Consider the following 18,971-nt stretch of genomic DNA (forward strand, 5'->3'; position numbering starts at 1 on the left):
CTTTTTTATTTCTCATATATGAGAAAAAAGTGCATAATATCTTAAAAAGGACGAAATAACATGCAGTCAGGAATTGAATTTAAACAATTAAGGAAAAAACAGCATATTACGCTTAAAGAAGCAGCTAAAGGCATTTGTTCCATTCAAATGCTTTCTCGCTGGGAAAATAATCAAGGACACATGGATTTTAACCGGGTATTAAAATTGTGTGAAAAGCTTAGTTTATCCGCAACTGAATATATTGCGCTTGCTAAACTCGACCCGCAGGATCATATTGCGCTTATTTTAGAAGAATCTTGGAATAACCACGACAAAAACTATTTGAAAAAACTGGCTCAAGCGGCATTAAATAAATACGAGTCAAGTCAAGATCCTTTTGACCTCGATTATGCAGCAATCGCCTGTAGTTTGTATTATAAAACTTCACAGCATAATATTTTTCCTATAGCCCAGCAAAATGAATTAAACCACCAATTAAGTAAGATAACTGTTTGGGGTCATGAATTTCTCTCACTTTTTGCCAATGTTATCCCTATTATTAGTCCCAGAATCATTTACCAAATCTCTGTTCAGGTTATCAGTAATATTTCTTTTATTAAAAAAGCAGGAGAAGGTACATTTCATTTTGGTATAGCAGCTCTATTTGAAGCTGTAATTGGTTTAATTACAGATAGTCAGTTTAAATTTGCAGATAAACTGCTAACACGAATAAACCAGATTGACTTACCAGATAACGAAATGTTGTTAATTGTTGGGCGCAAATTTTTAAATGCAATTCTTACATTCCACAATACTGCCAATGATGAAGCAGCTGTCTCAATCATTCATTTTTTAACTAATATGGACATGCAAACTACGGCTGCTTATTTTCTGCAAATATTAAATCAGGTTAAAGCTTTAAACTAATCATAAAATTTATTAAATAAGTCTTCGATATCAATTCTTTCAACTGCGTATTGAATATCAGCTCTAACTAAGCTGGCTATAAGTTGCGTCAGCTTATCCTGCTCAATTTTTTCTAGAGGAACTAATATCAGGTTATTAGGCAAAGTTTCGTAATCATAATTAGCTAGCAACTTAGTCGTTTCAGGGGTAGACTGCATCTTTAAATACCGTTTATTTTGCTTTTTATTGTCTAGATCTTCAATAATGTGTCCTTTGCCCATAAACAAGACCCTGTCAGCATACTGCTGCAAGTTAGACAAAAGGTGTGAAGCCATAATGATCAACTTGTTTTCATCCTTTAGTTTAAGAAGCATCTGTGAAATTAAAGCTACGTTCTGTGGATCAAGTCCATTCATTACTTCATCTAACAACATTACAGGAGAATCAGCTGCTACTACCATTGCAAAACAAAGTCGCTGTTTCATCCCCAAAGAATAAGTCTGCACCTTCTTATCCACATAATTTCCCATTTGCAAGTCATTAATAACCTGCCCGACTGATTTGACAGAATTGTGCCAAAGATCAGCGTATAAATTAAGATGATCTCGTCCAGTCATAAAGGGAAACAGGTCGCTTTGTTCAGGAAACGAGCAGATTTCCTGGTGTAATTTAATCGTATCTTTTTGTGTTTGATAACGTGTATTTTCATATTCAACAAACCCTTTTTGCGGTGTCAGATTATGCAAAATAACGTTGATCAAGGTCGACTTCCCCGTACCATTAGGCGCTACGAGACCAACGATCTCGCCCTGCTTAAATTCCAAGTTAACGTCGTCTAAAACAACGTTCTTACCAAATGCCAATGTGACATCTTTTATTTTTAACATTTTAATCACCTCGTCTAACTAAAGGGATGCTTTTAATTTGCGTGAACAAAAACAGTAAAATTTCAATGACAAGTGCCAGACAAATGAGTGGCCCTAAGCCAGCAGTAAAGCCCCATCCGGGTGCATCCATCAAATAAGCCAAGTTGCCAGTAATACTGTCACCGATAGAAAAGTAAGTCATAGGCCATTTTTCCAAAAACGGGTAAACAAAGCCCATGCCCAACGAGAAGTAAAGCATCTTCGCACTGATAGCAAACAAACTGCTAAGCATGCCGGCAACATATTCGTTACGCAAAACGATTGATAGCAGAATTGTCAACCTGATAAAGATAAACGAAATAATGATTGCAAAAATGATAAACTGCAAATAATACATACCTAGTGTTTCAGTCCTAAAGGTTGCTTTGAAGTTTATTTTGCCTAAATAAGCAACAGTATTTAGTCTTAATGATCCCAAACCATATCTAGGTGCTATACAAAGAAGAGCAATTATCCCAGCTGCTACAAAGTCAAGCAAAACCCCTACTTCAACGACTCCAGTTTTTAACCATAAAATGGTACGTTTACTTAAAGGAATATTTTCCAAGACCGTATAATATTTCCTGTCATTAGTCACAATGTCTGCAGCAAAGAAACAAACTATCACTACCATGATTAAGACTGCCCAGCCAGAAAGTGAGTTTTGAATTACTTGTAATGCTGTGCGCTCTTCCAAAATGTTTTTATTCAACCCTGTTTGCTTATCCTTTTTACCGGCTAAAAGTGCGTTATACAAGTGATACGTCCGTTGATAGCCAAAATGACCATCTTGCTTAAAATTATCATTTTGATTATACGCAGCTGGATACAAAAAGTTTTGGTTACCTTCTACAAAGATTAACTCGTCAATATATTGATAACGAGCACTGGCGTATTTAGCATAAGCATCCCAGTCTTTTTTCTTTATAGCAAGCAATATTTTTTTATCATAAGATAGGACCTGTGGGTAAGTACTGACAGCGTCCACTGCCCCTTTGCTAGGAATATAATCATAACCTGGCTTCTTGGAATAAGCAATCTCTTGCATAGCCACTTTCTGAAAGGCTGTATCATCAATATATTCCTTTCTGATAGGCTTGGCATCAACCTGTTCAATTACCTGACGGTTAGGCACACTGACCAGACTAAAATATAAAGACATAATCACAGTAGCAATAAACAGTCCAATATTTTTGGGATTAACCAAAAAAGCCTTCAACTGAAAGAGGAAATAACGCCATTTCATCGTGCAATACCTCCTTTATTAACCAGGTGTCTAAACCAGATGATCAAAATAAATGACCAAACTAATAGGATACAGCCGCTGGTGACTAGGTTTAGTCCTGCAAATCCTGTTTTACTTGCCACAGTGCCATTAAGCACATCATTAACATTTAAATATGCAGATGGCAGCCAAGCAATAAATTTAAGCATTTTGGCAGGCAAATACGTTAATACATATAGAGCAATGCCAATAAAGGTAGTGAGATATACATTTTTTGTTATCTGGTTAAGAAGTAAAGTTAAACTGGTCACAAATACTACCAATACTGCGGTATAAAGTAAAAAGAGTAAACAATCCAGCCAGACAGGGATTGCTATTATTTTATTAAAGTAAAAAACATTAGGATAATTTAAACTGCGAAAGCCATTTCGTAAGCCGGCAAAAAGATATGCACCAACTAGTCCAATAAGTAAAGGGCCCAAGGTTAAAGCCAAATTGATCATGGTTTTGCCTTTAACCTCATCTTCTACACGATAAGGGATATTGCGTAAAACCGTCTTATGATCCAACTTAACCATCCACACATCATTAGAAATAAGCAAAATATAAAAGAAAATAAAAATAGCCACAAAATTGAGAATATAGATTAAATAAGTTGCTGATGCCTTTGAATTCATAACTGCAGGTATATGATGACGATATAGATATTTATACGTAACTAATCTTTGATGCAATTGATATTTGGGCGGAACGTTCAATGTACTGGCTCCCAAATAATTATTCCGGTAGCCGTCTAACATGGTTTGAAATAAAGTGATCGATCCGTCTAAATAAGTTTGGGGATCACTTAAAACTTCCCCATTTTGTAAACTGAAAATACAACCTTCCTGGGCATTTAAATTGTCATAAGTCTCTTTATATTCTTGTTTACGTAATAGACTGCTGTCAAAATAACTGATATTAATCTCAAGTGAATCATAGTATGACCGCCACTGACGATAGTTATCTCCCAAATTCTGAACTTCAACCACCAGTACAAAGAGAACCATGAATAAAATCAAAGCGCCCATTAACAGAATATTTTTCTTTGATTTGCGTGCAATATTAAAATTTGCCTTAAAATAAGTTCTCTTCATGGAAATGCCTACCTGATTTACAAAAATGAAAAGTAATTAACAATGATTTTATCATATTTTATTCAGCTTTATTATAGCTAAAAATAAAGCTATTTTATTATACGTTATTTATAAACATAAATTTATAAATACTATAATATTTATCATAAACTCAGCACAATTGCATCTATGATAATTGGAATTAAGAAAACAGGTGAATTTAGCCTTTAATTTTTATCATAAATAAAAAAACCGATAAATCATCGTTTAAAGCGTAATTTATTGGTTTTTGTCTTTTTACAACTATTTATTTAAGCGTCAGCAAATAATTATACCCATCATCAAAAGCTATATTGTTTGCCAGGCGGTTTCCCGTATTACTGTAACCAGTAAATTTAAAGGCTAAATATTTTGCCTGACTGACTAAGGTTTTATCTATCTGCCATTTGATTGGTAAAATTTGCAAAGACTGCAAATGAGCAATATCAGTTACGTCCTTAGCAGCCACTACATTTTTAGATTCATCCAGCAATACCAGTTCTGCGTTATTAATTAAAACTGGAGCAGCCAGACCATAATTAGTTAGATTAACTTGATAGTCAATATTCTGCCCATCTGCTTGATAGCTAATATCTTTAACTGCTAAGCGGTAACCCAGATAATCCCTAATATATTCATACCAAGAACGACTTATTTCATTATCATTAGTATCTTTAAACCATGATTTTTGATATGGTAATTTATATTGGTCTAAAAGTGCAGGCGTTACTAGTTGCCGTTTCCAAGCACTCAAAGAATAGTCTTTGCCATCTTCTTTGTAATTATGAGCTATACTCAATGAAGTAAAATGATGAACTGCAAGACGGTGAGCAATCAGTGGTGCAGAAATTAACTGACCGTTATTGTCTGATGCATTGGCAGAACCCCAAATCATTTCACCGTCAACCGGTACAGTCTGAGATTGTTCTGCCATCGCCTTCCATTCAGCAGAATTAGGGTCTGCACCTGCAGTATTCCACACATGAGGGCGACCAATCAAGTAATCATCATGAAATCCAACTCTTTGCCAGTCAGAACTCTGGGGATCAACATTTCGTGACTTGATATTGTAATATCTGACTTGGATAAATAAATCTTTAGGAGTATTGGCTAATAATGCCTGCAGAATTGCTTTTTCATTCATACGGCTACGGGCTCCGCTGTCCCATTCTCCCCAAGCTCCAATAAATCCAGCTTGTAAATTAGCTATTTGATCACGATGCTGAGCAATCCAGGGAGCTAGTTGCTTAATATGTGCAACCACTTGCTCAGTTGTAGGTTCCTGAGATTTGGGATGAGCATCATCCCAAATATAGGCAAAACGTAGTACAGCCTGTAAATGGTTTTGCTTCAACTTTTGGAAATATTGATCCATATTATTAAAGGCAGTTTGATCTAGTGGCTTATCTTTATAATCAGTCAGATAAAAGTATACTTGTGCAAGTCGCGGATTATCATCAGCAAATGTAGCTATCGCATTTTGCATTTGCGCTATTCCTGTTTTATCCGCATTACCCCATAGTCCCATGCCGGTTTTAACATTTAAATTTAACTCTAAGCGAAAGCCACGATCGCTATTGTTAGCCATTTCTTGATTTTGCTGCTCTGTTAGAGGCTTTTCGTCATATTCAGAAATAGTTGCAGCCTTAACTGAACACAAATTTTGCTGATTTTGAAATAAAAGTAACCCTAAAAATGCAGTTATTAAAGTTAGCTTTTTAAATATTTTTTTCATGAGTTATTCCCCAGTTACAATTTAAACCAATTAATACCATCTGCCCACTGACAAACATTGGCAAGACGTGCTGTGCTATTATTAGTAGCCTGCAGCCTAACTCCGACTTTATCAGGTTGATTATGTTTTATTAACGGGATAACCGTATTTATTTCTCGGTTAGTTTGTAAAGCACTTTTTTCAACGAAAGCCTTACCAATAATATTCTGCTGTTGATCTACAGCAAATAACTCTATTTGTTTCAAAGCCAGAGGAGCGGCGAAGCCGGTATTCTTCAGTGTGAGATAAACGGCAGCATTTAAAGCGGAGTTATAACTAATTTGTTTAACTTCTAAACGGTAGCCTAAATAATCTCGCAAATATTCAAAATAATTACGTTCAATTGTCTGATTCTTTTGATTCAAAAACCATGATTTTTGATACGGCCAATGCTTTTTATCTAATAAATCAGGCGTAACAGGAACATGCTTCCAATATTCAAATGAGCCCATTTGAGGAAATTTAAGCCCCTCTGGTTTGCCAGTTCTTTTTAATTCATTTTCTAAGGTCACATTATAATATGAATTAGTTTTTATCTCATGGTAATTATGCGCAATACTTAAGGTAGTAAAATGATTTTCAACCATTCTTTGTGTGGTCAATTCAGGATCTACGTATTTTGTTTTTAAATACATAGGATTGGCAAATAGCCAGATACTTTCGCCATCAACGATTGTCGTTTTTGAATCTCTTATTAATTGTTGATACTCATTCGACTCATGATTTTTACCCGCTGTATTCCACTCATGTCCAATACCAATTAAAAAGTCATCGTGAAAACCAATTCGTTGTTCATTCTCTTTTTCAGCAACATCTATATTACGATTTTTTATATTTAAATAACGTACTTGTACAGTTAGATCTTGAGGAGAATTTAACAGCAAACTATGTAAAATTGCTGATTCATCAGTTGTCTCACGAGCATGGGCAGACCATTCTCCCCAAGGTCCAATAATGCCTGCCTGTAAGGCATGAATTTGCTTGCGATGTTCGTGGAGCCAGCCAGATAACTGTTCCAAGTGCTGCTCTACTCTCTTCACACTAGGAGCCTGTCTATAAGGCCTTTTATCTTCAGAAACATAAGCAAAACGAAGCAATGCTTTTAAATTTAATTTAGCCAGTTCCTCAAAAAATGCACTCATATGGTTAAAAGCTTGTGCATCCAGTGGATCATGCTGGTAACCTGTTAAGTAAAAATAAACCTGCACTATTCGTGGCTGATCGTCTGTATACAGTGATGCTTCTCTTTTTAACGCTGCAATAGCATCTTCATCCGCATATTCATATATGCTCTTACCCGTTTTTACATCCAAATAAACTTCAAAGCGAAAACCACGATCAGGGTTTGTGAGTAAAATCTTCGTTTGATCTCCACTTAACTGCTTAGGATAATAATTTTCCATTTTTTCCTCCCAAACTAATTACCAGTACTTTCTCGCAAAATTAGTTTAACTTCTAATAACGTTGTAGCGGCGCGCGTCTTTTTTTCTATTATGTCTTCTCTAATTAAATGGACAGCAGTTATACCTAGGTCTTTTTCCGGAACAGAAACTGATGACAATCTGGGAATATAATATTGCGCCATTTGAATATTATCGAACCCAATAATATGGTAATCGGCAGGAGCATGAAAACCTTTTGTATGCAATTCCTGCATTATTCCAATTGCCAATTGATCATTTCCAGCTAAAATTCCTTTGGGTAAAGTAGGTGATTGTGCAATTTCTTTACCCGCCTGGACGCCATCTTCAATGCTCCAACCCGGAGTAAGAATTGAACATTCATCTTGATCATGCAGTTTCATCCACTCCCGATAGCAATTTAAACGAACCTCACCTTTTGCTTGAGTTTTTTCTCCTTGCAAATTAGTCATATAACGGGGACCACCAACATATACAATATTGGTTTGAGCAAATTTTTCTAGTTGTGTTAAAGCTTCTTTTACTCCGGCAGTTAAATTAGCATTAACCAGCTTGACGGAATTATTTTTATATCTTGCTTCAATAATGACGATATTAGAGTTTAATTTTTTTAGTTCGCTAATGGCTGATTCGGACAAGCCGCCGATAACAATCACGCCGTCCCAATAATACAGTCCATCCCAAAATGAATTATCTAAAGATTTATTCAAATAGTAGATCGAACTTAACGTCATTTTCTCTTTTTTAAGTTCTTCAATAATCCCCTGCTTTACTTGCTGATAATACGTATATTCTGCTACTTGGTCTAAATTCATAGTTGTCAGCACGCCAATGACGGGACTCTTTTTACTTTTATTTTTTGTATGATAATTTAACTTTTTAGTAGCTGCCAAAACTTTTAAACGCGTTTGATCAGTTACACTTAGGGAAGCGTCATTATTTAAGATTCGTGAAACTGTACCAGCCGAAACACCTGCTAACTGAGCTACCTGTCTGATATTAGCCATTTTATTTTCTCATCTTTCATATTTGGTTATTATAACAGGTGCTATTAAAATTCGTTTTAAAAATATAAACTTTAGAACCTGATAATCTAAACACAATCTGCTATTACAGCATTTTTGCAATTATGCTATCAAATATTTTTTGTAAATCAAAGAAAATACGGTTGTATCATTATTGTCAATACATCCGCGTTTTCTCAATTTACCCGCTTAATTTTGCAACAGGCTTTTTTCAGCAGATAATCTGATTATTTTTAAATTTCTATGTTTTATGCAACAACTTTTAAATTGAATAAAATAATAGCCAATATTAGAACAAACCAAGTTGCTCTAGTAGAGTTCATATGTTTACGATCAAGCAGCCAATAAATAAAGGCAACTAGTAAAACTGGCAATAGGGATGGCATAATTTGATTAAAAATATCCTGCAGCTTCATCGAAACTTTTCCAGCTCTAAAGATAAACGGGATTTTTAAAGTAATAACAGTTGGAATCAAAGCTCCTACAACCGTCACTCCTAGCAGGGTTGCTGAATCAGTCAATGCGTTAAGCTTAGAGCTCATTGAAGTAACCAGGTTGACCCCTTGTTTATAGGCAAATGGCATCCAAGTATAAGCCCAAATGTAGATAACGCCTAATGCAACCATCCATAAAATAGCACCAAACGGGTTGCCTTTAAGAGCCATGTATGATGCAATCGCACCAAAAATAGTGGATTGAACGGTACCTAATAAGGTGTCACCTACAGCAGCAAATGGTCCCATAAGTCCAGTTTTAATACCTCTTACACCATCAACTGAATCAATTCCCTCTTTTTCTTCCAGAGCAATGTCGACACCTTGGATAATGGAGCCCATATGCGGACTGGTATTAAAGTACTCAGACTGCACACGCATCATTTTCTTCATATCTTCAGGCTTATCACCATATAACTTACGTAAAATTGGCATTTGTGAACCAACATAGCCTGGAGCCATCATAGTTTCGTAGTTCCAGCTTAGTGCGGAGGTAAAAATCCAGCGTAAGTTAGCGCTACGAATATCTTTTTTAGTTAACTTATGACTCTGTGTTGTCGTAGTTTTTTCAGTAGTATTATTCTTCATCACCGGTAATTACTCCTTTATCATCAACACCCATTTCAGCAGCTTTTTCTGTATCTAAGCCATTGCTACCGCTACCAGACTGGTTTTTGTCATGAATGATAGAATTATAATGATTAATGGCAAAGCCGACTCCGACAAGTGCAACACCAAGCATCGGTACGTTTAAATAAGCAGCGGCTACAAAGCCAAAAATCATGTATGCACCAAATTTCTTAATAGGCAAGTAATGCATTAAGATAGCAATACCAACTGCTGGTAACATAGTTCCGGCAGATTTTAATCCACCCATTAGCCACTGTGGCATATAGTTCAGTACATTTTTGACAAATGCTTCACCAAAAATCAACACTAACAGTACAGGAACCGATCTTGAAAGCCCCCACGGAATAGCCCCATAAAGACTATTTCGTACAACAGCTTTATCATCGTTACGATCGATTGCCTTATCTATTCTGTGTGCAAAATAGGTATTAGCAAAACGAGCCAAAATATCAAGTTGCACCATCAATAGACCCACTGGAATAGCAACACCAATACCATAGTTAATGCCTTTTCCTGAAATATGCGCAATTGCAGTACCTATGATTGCTCCGGTGGCATAATCAGGAATCGAAGCACCACCAAAGGTACCGACACCTAATATCATTAACTGCAATGTTGCTCCTACGGCCAAACCTAATTTCATATCACCAACAATTAGTCCTGCAATTAATCCAGCGTTAACTGGGTTACCAAAACCAATACCAACTGTGATAATTTCATTGATTTGGAAGAAAGCAAACAAAGACAGCAAAATTATTTGAACTACACTCAATGAATTCATTATTATTTCTCCATCCGTTTATTTAATTCAGACATAAAGTCTTCTCTAGGATCGTTTGGTACCATCTGGTGATAAAGCTTTACTCCCCGAGCATCAAGTTCCTTAAAAGCCTTTATTTCTTCGTCATTAACTCCCACACTCTTGAACAATTGCAGTCTGCCTTCACCACTTGGCAAGTTACCAACATTAACTTCTTTAATTGGTACACCTGCATCGACCATCTTAACCAGAGCCTCTGGTTCACGAGTAATAATAAATATTTTTTGGTCAGCATAGCGTCCTTGAACAATATTGTTACTTGCACGATCTGGTGGCAAAATACTTAAAGCTGCTTGAGTGGGACGAGCTAATTTTAAAGCTGTTTTTTCCAAGTCATCCTTAGATACTTTATCGCCAACGACCATTAAGCGTTCTGCACCTAATTGCCCAGTCCATACACGAGCCACTTGACCATGAATCAAACGGCTATCAACTCTTACATTAACTAACTGCACAATTCATTACCTCCTTCTTGTTATCGCTTACATTTACTTATACCAAAATTATAGTTTATATATTTTGTTTTGTAAACATAATTTTTTTTAGTAAACAAGATTGACATTAACCTGTTTTATTAATAAGCTAATCTTAAACATCTATTATTAAAGAAAGTGTAACGGTATGATTACAGTTCAACGATCAAAAAGTAATATTTCAATGGGCAAACCCACAACTGTAATAGTTAACGGTTTAAGAGTAGGAGGTATTGCGGCTGGCTATGCTTTAAAATTAAATTTAAAAAAAGGGGACACGCTGCAACTAACTCAAGGCCTACTAAATCGCTCAGCCAAAATGATTATTAATAATACTGACGCTCATTATAAAGTTATTCCGAATCCAAAATCAGCAGGCTTAATAGCTGTCATGATTGCTGCTTTATTATTAATTCCGCCTATGATTAAAAGCTATGTCCCTTTTTCACAAAATGTTTCAGCAATTATTATCTTTTTAATCTTTTTGTTTATTGAATTAATTTTTAATTTCCGGAGTGGTCTGATTATTGAGGAAATTAAATAAAGATGCTGCCAAAAAGTTCATTTAATGATTTTATATACATACAAAAAAGCTTACTTTATTTTTACAAAAAGTAAGCTTTTTATTTACCATACATTTATTTGAAACCATGTTTTAAATATAATTATTAAAGTCAATTACAGCATCATAACGCTTTAACTCAGCCGGCTCATAGTGGTGAATAACCTCAATAAAAGTGAAGTCTGAATCAAACAAGTAATCATGAATCGCCTGAGAAGTTGCCTTATCTAATGAGGCATTGACTTCGTCCAGTAATAAAATTGGTCGTTTGGCTAAGATAGCCCTTGCCAGTTCAATTCGTGCTAACTGACCACCGGATAATTGGTCCGCATTATCACCTAATTGATAGTCAAAACCTTTTTCTTTAACCAGCTGTCCCAGTTCTAAATGATCACAAACTTCCGTGACTTCTTCTAAGGGGAGGTCTGCACCCAAAGTAAGATTAAACCACAATGAGTCGGCAAAGATGACCGCGCTTTGGCTTGAATATGCAAACAAATTAGTAAAAGTACCAGGTTTAACGGCCTTTTGATTAAGCAACTCTTCTTGTGCCTGACCATAATCACCATAGATTAAATATTGGAGCATGGTGGATTTACCAGAGCCAGATGGTCCAATTACCGCAACCTTTTGTCCTTTTGCAACTGCAAAACTAATTTGACTAGCTAATTCTTTATCCTGCCGTTTTAAAGTCAGATTTTTCACTTCTAATTGTTTAAAGTCATCAGTAGCAACACCGTTTTGCGGTTTTTGCTCACCTTTAGCAATAAACTGATTGATCTTGTTAACGATACCTTTAGTGGTAGATAAATTGTTTCGTTCATTTAAAATTTGCAGGATAGGATTAACAAAAGAATTAGAAAGCTGAGTGATGGCAAATAATGCTCCCAATGTTATTTGACCATTGACTACTAGTAATGTTCCAAAAGCAAATGGTAATAAAAAGGCACTGGCAATCGCGATAATATTAAGGTAGGTATTAGTATTATTATTCAGCACATTCATTTTAGCCAGTTTTTCTTCAAGACGTTCAACGGCACGCTTATTTTGCTTAACAGCATTGTCTTGCTTGCCGTATAAATTAAAAGTTCCAGTACCAGCTAAAATATTTTTGGTTTGGCTGACATACTTGTCGTTAGCCTTAGTCCAATCACCTGAAGCCTTTTGAATTGGTTTTTGGAAAAAGTTGGACACAACTGTAGGGATTGCTGAGCCCACGAAATAAATCAAGGTAACAAACCAATTTAAATATAAAGCATAACCCAGCGCCAAAATAACGGTATAAGTATAGATCAGAATTTCAATTTCAGCTTCATAACGATTAGTTTCTAATAACTTAAAGTCGTTAGTTAAAAAACCTAAATTAGCACTATCTTCTTCTTTATTTAGCAGCATTCCCTTTAACACTTTAGATCTCAACTTAGTGTTAATTTGCTTAACGGCATCGGTTTTTAAGTAATTAAATAGTAAGCCTGAAATTAAGATTATAGTTAGCGCTACTATGATCTGCAGTATTAAAGAAGGTAAAGCTGAAAATTGTCTCTTAGTTGCCATATTGATCAAATTGCTAAGCATATAAGCAGCAAAGATATTTAAAGTACTGTATATCAAACCGAAAACATTGAGCCAAAAGAATTTTAAATGTGAATAGTTATGGTAAATCATTATTTTTCTCCCTCAGTTTTGTTAATAATTTTTTCATTCATTAAAGATGATAAATTAATTAAACTTGAGAAAAGCCATGATTACAATACTATTTAACTAAGAGGTCACTATCAGGAAAGTAATTGGGACAAATTTTATACTAAAATACAGAACCAGTTTTATATCCTTATAAATATTTAGGCCTTACTAGTTTCTAAGTTCATTGCTAATACCTATAATCATTTCGATTAATAATAATAAGTTCCATAAGACGCTTAAAGTAGCGGCAATGGTTGTCAATATTATGACCAGTATCGTAAAGCCTTGAGATTCATACATGAACGCCGCCCCAGTCATAAAGACCAGGCTCAGAATATAAATTAACCAGTTAGCTATTTTATACATTTGGTGATCAGTTTTTACTGCAATGAACTCATCACGCTCGTCTTCATCATCTTTATCTGTGCCCACAGTTTTGGCTTTATAATAAAGATAAAAAGCAAAACTAATAGCAAAAACTGCATAAATAATATTTTTCGGTATATCGGTTTCCCTGCGGTGCTGCAGAACCTCTAAACTGATCAGCACCAACTCAAGAAGCGCTAAAAATGTAAAAAAGCATGCTGCGAAATAATATTTGATCTTTCTTTTCTTATTCTTCTTCATTTTCTATATATTCCTGTAAACAAAATAAGGTTTCAATATCGGTCCTAAAAACTTGCGCTAGTTTATACGCCAAGATGAGTGAGGGCTTGTATTTACCCTTTTCTACTGAGATAATCGTTCGTTCGGTGACGCCCACTTTAGCGGCAAGTTCACGTTGCGTTAAGTGCAGCTTTTTTCTATTTTCCTTAACTAAATTTGTGATAATCTCACCTTCTTAATAATGTGAAGTATACTTCATGTAGTTAGCTTCATATTATATTACGGTAAAAGAAAAAAGCCAAGTAAAAACTTGGTTTTTATTCATGATTATTTTTACTAATTAAAAGATCACTTATTAACTTGATTTAATGGCTTATGATCCCGTAAATATGAAATGAGATTTTGTGAAGCCTCAGCAGCAATATTCGTGCGGGCAGACAGTGTTCCTGAACCTGCATGAGGTGACAAAATCACATTATCTAGTTCACATAAAGCTTGTGGCACTTCTGGTTCAGTTTCATATACGTCTAAACCTGCTCCGGCAATGTCACCGTTCTGCAATGCGGCAATTAAATCATTTTGTTTAATCAGCTTACCTCGAGCAACATTGATAATATAAGCTGTCTTTTTCATCTGCTTAAATATTTGAGCATCGAAAACGCCTGTTGTAGAAGGAGTTGCCGGGGCGTGCAAGGTAATCACATCTGCTGTTTTAACAAGAGTATCAAAATCTACATAATGAACATTCTTTTTTGCTTCTTCTTGAGAACTTAACTGATGTCTGTTATGATAGATAACTTTCATGCCAAAGACTTGAGCGTACTTGGCTACTTCAGAGCCGATACGCCCCATACCGTAAATACCAAGCGTTTTTCCCTGGAGTCCCGTCCCCATATTTTCCGGTTGAGAAACATCAACCCATTTTTCAGTGCGAATGGTTTTATCATAAAAATGCAAACGTCTCATAGTTGCTAGAATTAGGGCAAATGTCATTTCAGCGGTGGGAATAATAACGCTTTTAGGACAATTGGCAACAACGATTCCTTTTTGCTTTGCATAGTCAATGTCAATTTTGTCATAGCCAACGCCACTAGCAGAAATAATTTTCAAGTTAGTGCCGGCATCAATTAATTCACGGTCAGCTTGTGTCCCCATGAGTATCAGACCTTCATATTCAGATAGATGTGCTAAAACCCAAGCTCTACCTTCTTTTTCTGGTTTACGGGTCACAACAAAGTTTTTTCTTAACTCCGTTAAACCAGCTTCTGGCATTCTTCCTGTTACTAAAACTTTTATGTTACTCATATTCTAACCCTCCCTTAGTTTGTAAGCTTTTTTCTCTAGATTGATCATTATCTATAAAGCTTTAAATTGAATTTTCACGTTAATGTTAATTATACTTTAGTATTTGTCTTTCATCAAAAAAGCCTGACAATATTTAAATCTTGTCAGGTATTTTCTCTTGTATATTTTCTGTTAGATTTATTAATTGCAGTGGCACTTTTTTAGAAATGTGTGCAAGATTTTTAAAAAGACTATTAGTAACTACATATATAATTTGACCTTATTTAATGATGCCATAATCTTTTTTAATTTTATTTATCTTGCGTTAACTTAAGAATTGCACTGACGGCTGAGGCTGCAATAGCTGCTACAATCAACCAGCCAAGGGCATTTCGCGGTCTGTTATAGGTAATAATCGGTCCCATACTCCACAACTGATTTTTAGCGATGGCTACCGCAAAAATACCAATCACGACAAGCCACAAAACAATTGCTAACACCATAGTTAGTCTTTGAATATTTTTCATTATTATTTTCTCCTGTCTAAAAAATTATTTTGACTATTTTCTAGCATCACGTACTGGACTTATATCTGTTTTAGCACAAAGCAAGAGTTAATTTTCTTAAAAAATACTTAATTTATAGTATATAAATTTTTGCTTGTTTGCCTAAATCTATATTCAACTTGCTAACAGAATGATCCATTACGCACATAAATGAGCTGGTCAAAGCTAAAAAAATATCAGTACTATTTTTTATTATTAATTGTCAGTATATAATGGGCAGTAGTAGTAATAATTGGGAGGTAAAAATGAAATTTAAGAAAAAAATCATTACATTATTAGCACTAATTAGTGTGGCTGCCGGTTTTGGCATTGCACATAGTTCTGTAAGTAATGTGCAGGCAAAAACCAATATAACCACTTTTCCCAAAAAGATGCGGGGAACCTGGTACGCTTATTTCAATAAGAAGAAGATCTTGAAAAAGACTTTTACTAAAAATAAGGAAATCAGTTACGATACAAAGGGCAAACACATACGCTACTTACACAAACAACCTAAGGTTTTTCCTGAACCTAGTAAAAAGAATAAAGATTGGATTTATCGTTCTGAAACCACAAAAGTTAAAGGTCATACATGGTACGGCATAAACAGAATAACCATGCGTCCAGATTCAACAGGTGAATACTACAGTGTAGCCAAGTTAAAAGGAAATTCGGTATTGGGATATGCTATCGCACATGGAGACACTTTTGAAAGTGAAGACGTTCATTGGTATCGCAGCCCTAAATTAGCTAAAAAGTTCAAGAAAACTCACTATAAAGACTTTGACTTTAAAATCGTCTATAATTTAGATTGATGATTTAAAACTACTAACAAAAAACAGTTAGAAGTAATTCCTGTGTTATTATTTCTAACTGTTTTATTATGCTCAATATAAAATTTATTGTTCTATAGTGTTTAGCGCCCGCGATAATCGTTCAAGCAAATATACAACTGGAACCTGAGTAGTTAAATTAATAGTTTGACCGATAATTTTAAATTCTAGATGATAAGCAAAGTTTAAATCCGACAAATGCGCAATCGTATTATCTTCATTATTAGTAATACTGACAATTGTTGCACCTAATTGCCGAAAATTTTTTACCTGATCAATAGTCGGCTGACCCTCACCACTTACTGAGAGCACAATAACAGTTTTACCATGAAATAAATCCCGGCTTAGCTCCACTGGATAATAGGGATCACCAATTGCAAATGCATTTCGTCCATTATTAACAAACTGACGGGCACCATATTCACACAAGTCACCAGAAGATCCTATTCCAAAAAAGATAAAATCTTTTGTCTTGCTGGCAATTTTTTTAAAATCAGCAATCTTTTGGTCATAATCGGTTAAAAAATCTTGCGAAAAATAATATTGTGCCTGATAAGTAATATCATCAACTACTTTATTTCTGTTCAACTCTTCTTTAATTTCATTTTGTAAATCGTAATAATGTTTATAGCCCAAAGCTTTTAAGGTTCGTACTACAGAAGCAGGTGAAACGGACAGAATACCAGCAAGTTCACGTAAAGTAATATCTTTTACTTTCCTTTTATTAGCTACAATATAATTGTATACTTGCAATTGTGTTGCTGTCAGTTTCTGCTTTGTATGCATTTTTATACCTCAATTTAGATTTTTAATTTAAGCCTTTGCCTGCTCCATTTCTTTTTCAGCTTTTAGTTTAGCATTATTCATACTCTTAAAGAAGCCATAATATATCAATGTATCCATTACGATGTTAAACAATTGCATCACTCCGCCGGAAATATGTCCCGTGGAAAGAATTCCGGATAAAATTGGCGGTGTTGTCCAAGGTGGATATATTCCAATCGTTTTAGCTACCCAGCCCATTTTCATTGCAGTGTAAGTTGCAATGATATTGGCCATTGGCGCTAAGATAAACGGAATAATGATACGGTAATTTAATACAATAGGTGTACCAAAGACCACCGGCTCGTTAATGTTAAAAATAGCTGGACCGATTGAAATTTTCCCCAGTGCCTTCATTTCCTGGTCTTTAGCAACAAAAACCATTAAAATAACAAAACCGAGTGTAGCACCACAACCACCTATTCGGACAAAATTATCAAAAAAAGTTTTGGTAATAATATTAGGAAGAGGCTTGTTGGCCTTAAAAGCAGTGTAGTTTACGCTTAATGCAGCATATAATACTGGATCAATAACACCAGAAATTGCGTTAGCACCATGAATACCAAAGAACCATAGTATACATACTACTAATTCAATTACGATCGCACCGCCTAAAGTATTGGTAACTTTACTCATTGGTGCTTGTAAGAAGAAAGTAATTACATTTGGGATGCTCTTCATTGGGGTAGCTTCAACTCCAAGTCTGATTAACCAAACTACAAATAATGAGATTGCTCCCGGAAATAGTGCAGCAAACGAATTGCTCACGGCTGGCGGGACAGAATCTGGCATTTTAAAGACCAAATTTTTATGCATCATCCAAACATACAAGTCAGTAACAAATAACCCAACTAACAATGCGGTAAATAACCCTGATGAATCAAATTGATTCAGAGGGATTAGCAATCCGCCGTCTTTTCCAACTTGCATTGGAATTGTTAAGATAAAAGCTCCTATCGCTACAATCATTGCTGAAAATGGATCAATATTTTTATAGCTTCTGGCCAAACTGTATGAAATACCGGCTACAGCCACTAACCCCATAATATGAAATGACGCATTGGTAATATACTGTACTACATTAGACCAATTTGGGCCGAAAATACTGGCCATAAAGTCTAAATAGCCTTTAACGGGAAACTGACCAATAATCATAAAAATTGAGCCAATAATGATCATTGGTACAGCAGCTGTCATCCCATCACGCAACGCTACCATGTGTCTGGCACTAGATATTTTGTTAAAAAAAGGAATCAATTTTTGGTTAAGAAAATTATTTTCTTTTTTCTCAGACATTTTCCTCACTCCTACTACTAATTTAAAAGCAACTATGCAATCGCTTACATATAAATATAATCATTTTGTTTCAAAAAGTCAACTTTTTATGAAACATGTTTCAAAAAAGGCTCTAAAAATTGAATAATTATGGCTCGCAAAAAAATATAGAGTTTAAATGAATGATATTATATTTTCACTATTAAGCATGTTTGAGAGTTTAATTTTTTCTAAATCGTTTTTGGCGGCATTATTTCCTATGAACTGCAGCTGTAGCTACTGGCTGTTTAACAACTTTTCAAGACCAAAAAATCCGTTTTTTTACATTGCTTAAAGCTCTTCTGCTTTCTACAACAATTTCTTGCACAAGACTAATTTATTCATGTTATTGCCTAGATATAAAGAAAAAGAAGCCTTGTAAACAAGACCTCTTCTCTGAATTTCAAGCAACCGCTTTTAAGGCGGTTAGCTCAGTTATATGTTAAGCAAAAGACTGATACTACAACTCAGTAAATGTATTGAGCCCCAAATTAGGACACTTATTATTTATTTTTT

General features: G+C 35.0%; 19 protein-coding genes. 3 read left to right on the forward strand and 16 right to left on the reverse strand.

Features of this window, described 5'->3' with window-relative positions; translation table 11 throughout:
* The first annotated feature begins 60 nt into the window (after positions 1-60).
* A complete protein-coding gene (locus ACZ2M0_RS06210; RefSeq protein WP_490058892.1) occupies positions 61-906 on the forward strand; it encodes a helix-turn-helix domain-containing protein in 846 nt (281 codons plus the stop codon).
* On the opposite strand, the gene ACZ2M0_RS06215 is transcribed toward ACZ2M0_RS06210, so the two are convergent.
* The 9 genes from ACZ2M0_RS06215 to ACZ2M0_RS06255 all read right to left on the reverse strand — a co-directional run bounded on the left by ACZ2M0_RS06215 (position 903) and on the right by ACZ2M0_RS06255 (position 10,788).
* On the reverse strand, positions 903-1,772 hold the full coding sequence (locus tag ACZ2M0_RS06215; RefSeq protein ID WP_490058893.1) for an ABC transporter ATP-binding protein: 870 nt from the start codon (positions 1,770-1,772) through the stop codon (positions 903-905). The two genes, ACZ2M0_RS06210 and ACZ2M0_RS06215, sit on opposite strands and share 4 nt — an antisense overlap.
* Position 1,773: 1 nt before the next feature.
* Complete coding sequence (locus ACZ2M0_RS06220; protein ID WP_490058894.1) at positions 1,774-3,036, reverse strand: tellurium resistance protein TerC; 1,263 nt, start codon at positions 3,034-3,036, stop codon at positions 1,774-1,776.
* Complete coding sequence (locus tag ACZ2M0_RS06225; protein WP_490058895.1) at positions 3,033-4,151, reverse strand: ABC transporter permease; 1,119 nt, start codon at positions 4,149-4,151, stop codon at positions 3,033-3,035. Before ACZ2M0_RS06225 ends, ACZ2M0_RS06220 begins: the two co-directional genes overlap by 4 nt.
* 286 nt (positions 4,152-4,437) lie before the next feature.
* Positions 4,438-5,904 carry a DUF4874 domain-containing protein gene (locus tag ACZ2M0_RS06230; protein WP_490058896.1) on the reverse strand — a complete coding sequence of 489 codons (1,467 nt, stop codon included), beginning with the start codon at positions 5,902-5,904 and terminating at the stop codon, positions 4,438-4,440.
* Positions 5,905-5,918: 14 nt separating this feature from the next.
* Positions 5,919-7,346, reverse strand: a complete 1,428-nt coding sequence (locus ACZ2M0_RS06235; RefSeq protein ID WP_490058897.1) for a DUF4874 domain-containing protein — start codon at positions 7,344-7,346, stop codon at positions 5,919-5,921.
* A 14-nt stretch (positions 7,347-7,360) separates the two neighbouring features.
* The gene (locus tag ACZ2M0_RS06240) at positions 7,361-8,371 is read right to left on the reverse strand and encodes a substrate-binding domain-containing protein (RefSeq protein WP_045927287.1); all 1,011 of its coding nucleotides are present in this window, start codon (positions 8,369-8,371) and stop codon (positions 7,361-7,363) included.
* Between the two features lie 266 nt (positions 8,372-8,637).
* Complete coding sequence (locus ACZ2M0_RS06245; protein WP_045927286.1) at positions 8,638-9,471, reverse strand: PTS system mannose/fructose/sorbose family transporter subunit IID; 834 nt, start codon at positions 9,469-9,471, stop codon at positions 8,638-8,640.
* Entirely contained in the window at positions 9,461-10,294 is an 834-nt protein-coding gene (locus ACZ2M0_RS06250; protein ID WP_045927285.1) for a PTS mannose/fructose/sorbose/N-acetylgalactosamine transporter subunit IIC, read from the reverse strand. Before ACZ2M0_RS06250 ends, ACZ2M0_RS06245 begins: the two co-directional genes overlap by 11 nt.
* Positions 10,295-10,296: 2 nt before the next feature.
* Complete coding sequence (locus ACZ2M0_RS06255) at positions 10,297-10,788, reverse strand: PTS sugar transporter subunit IIB (RefSeq protein WP_045927284.1); 492 nt, start codon at positions 10,786-10,788, stop codon at positions 10,297-10,299.
* A gap of 166 nt (positions 10,789-10,954) precedes the next feature.
* Here ACZ2M0_RS06255 and ACZ2M0_RS06260 point away from each other — a divergent pair, with 166 nt between their 5' ends.
* Positions 10,955-11,350 carry a hypothetical protein gene (locus ACZ2M0_RS06260; protein ID WP_045927283.1) on the forward strand — a complete coding sequence of 132 codons (396 nt, stop codon included), beginning with the start codon at positions 10,955-10,957 and terminating at the stop codon, positions 11,348-11,350.
* A 111-nt stretch (positions 11,351-11,461) separates the two neighbouring features.
* Here the strand turns inward: ACZ2M0_RS06260 and ACZ2M0_RS06265 are convergent, their stop codons facing one another.
* The 5 genes from ACZ2M0_RS06265 to ACZ2M0_RS06285 form a co-directional block, all read right to left on the reverse strand.
* A complete protein-coding gene (locus tag ACZ2M0_RS06265; protein WP_490058898.1) occupies positions 11,462-13,033 on the reverse strand; it encodes an ATP-binding cassette domain-containing protein in 1,572 nt (523 codons plus the stop codon).
* Positions 13,034-13,219: 186 nt separating this feature from the next.
* Positions 13,220-13,678 (reverse strand): hypothetical protein, encoded by a 459-nt coding sequence (locus tag ACZ2M0_RS06270; protein WP_490058899.1) that lies wholly within the window; start codon positions 13,676-13,678, stop codon positions 13,220-13,222.
* A complete protein-coding gene (locus ACZ2M0_RS06275; RefSeq protein WP_490058932.1) occupies positions 13,665-13,883 on the reverse strand; it encodes a helix-turn-helix transcriptional regulator in 219 nt (72 codons plus the stop codon). The genes ACZ2M0_RS06270 and ACZ2M0_RS06275 overlap by 14 nt, the downstream gene beginning before the upstream one ends.
* Positions 13,884-14,005: 122 nt before the next feature.
* Positions 14,006-14,962, reverse strand: coding sequence for an NAD(P)-dependent oxidoreductase (locus tag ACZ2M0_RS06280; protein WP_490058900.1), 957 nt, complete (start codon positions 14,960-14,962; stop codon positions 14,006-14,008).
* Between the two features lie 290 nt (positions 14,963-15,252).
* Positions 15,253-15,468, reverse strand: coding sequence for a hypothetical protein (locus ACZ2M0_RS06285; protein WP_045927272.1), 216 nt, complete (start codon positions 15,466-15,468; stop codon positions 15,253-15,255).
* Positions 15,469-15,752: 284 nt separating this feature from the next.
* Here ACZ2M0_RS06285 and ACZ2M0_RS06290 point away from each other — a divergent pair, with 284 nt between their 5' ends.
* Positions 15,753-16,301, forward strand: coding sequence for a hypothetical protein (locus ACZ2M0_RS06290; RefSeq protein ID WP_490058901.1), 549 nt, complete (start codon positions 15,753-15,755; stop codon positions 16,299-16,301).
* Positions 16,302-16,385: 84 nt separating this feature from the next.
* Here ACZ2M0_RS06290 and ACZ2M0_RS06295 read toward each other — a convergent pair whose 3' ends face one another.
* Entirely contained in the window at positions 16,386-17,105 is a 720-nt protein-coding gene (locus ACZ2M0_RS06295) for a MurR/RpiR family transcriptional regulator (RefSeq protein ID WP_490058902.1), read from the reverse strand.
* Positions 17,106-17,132: 27 nt separating this feature from the next.
* On the reverse strand, positions 17,133-18,437 hold the full coding sequence (gene celB / locus ACZ2M0_RS06300) for a PTS cellobiose transporter subunit IIC (RefSeq protein ID WP_490058903.1): 1,305 nt from the start codon (positions 18,435-18,437) through the stop codon (positions 17,133-17,135).
* Between the last annotated feature and the right edge of the window lie 534 nt (positions 18,438-18,971).

This window comes from Lactobacillus sp. VURO6/B1 (VP7), from assembly GCF_058139575.1.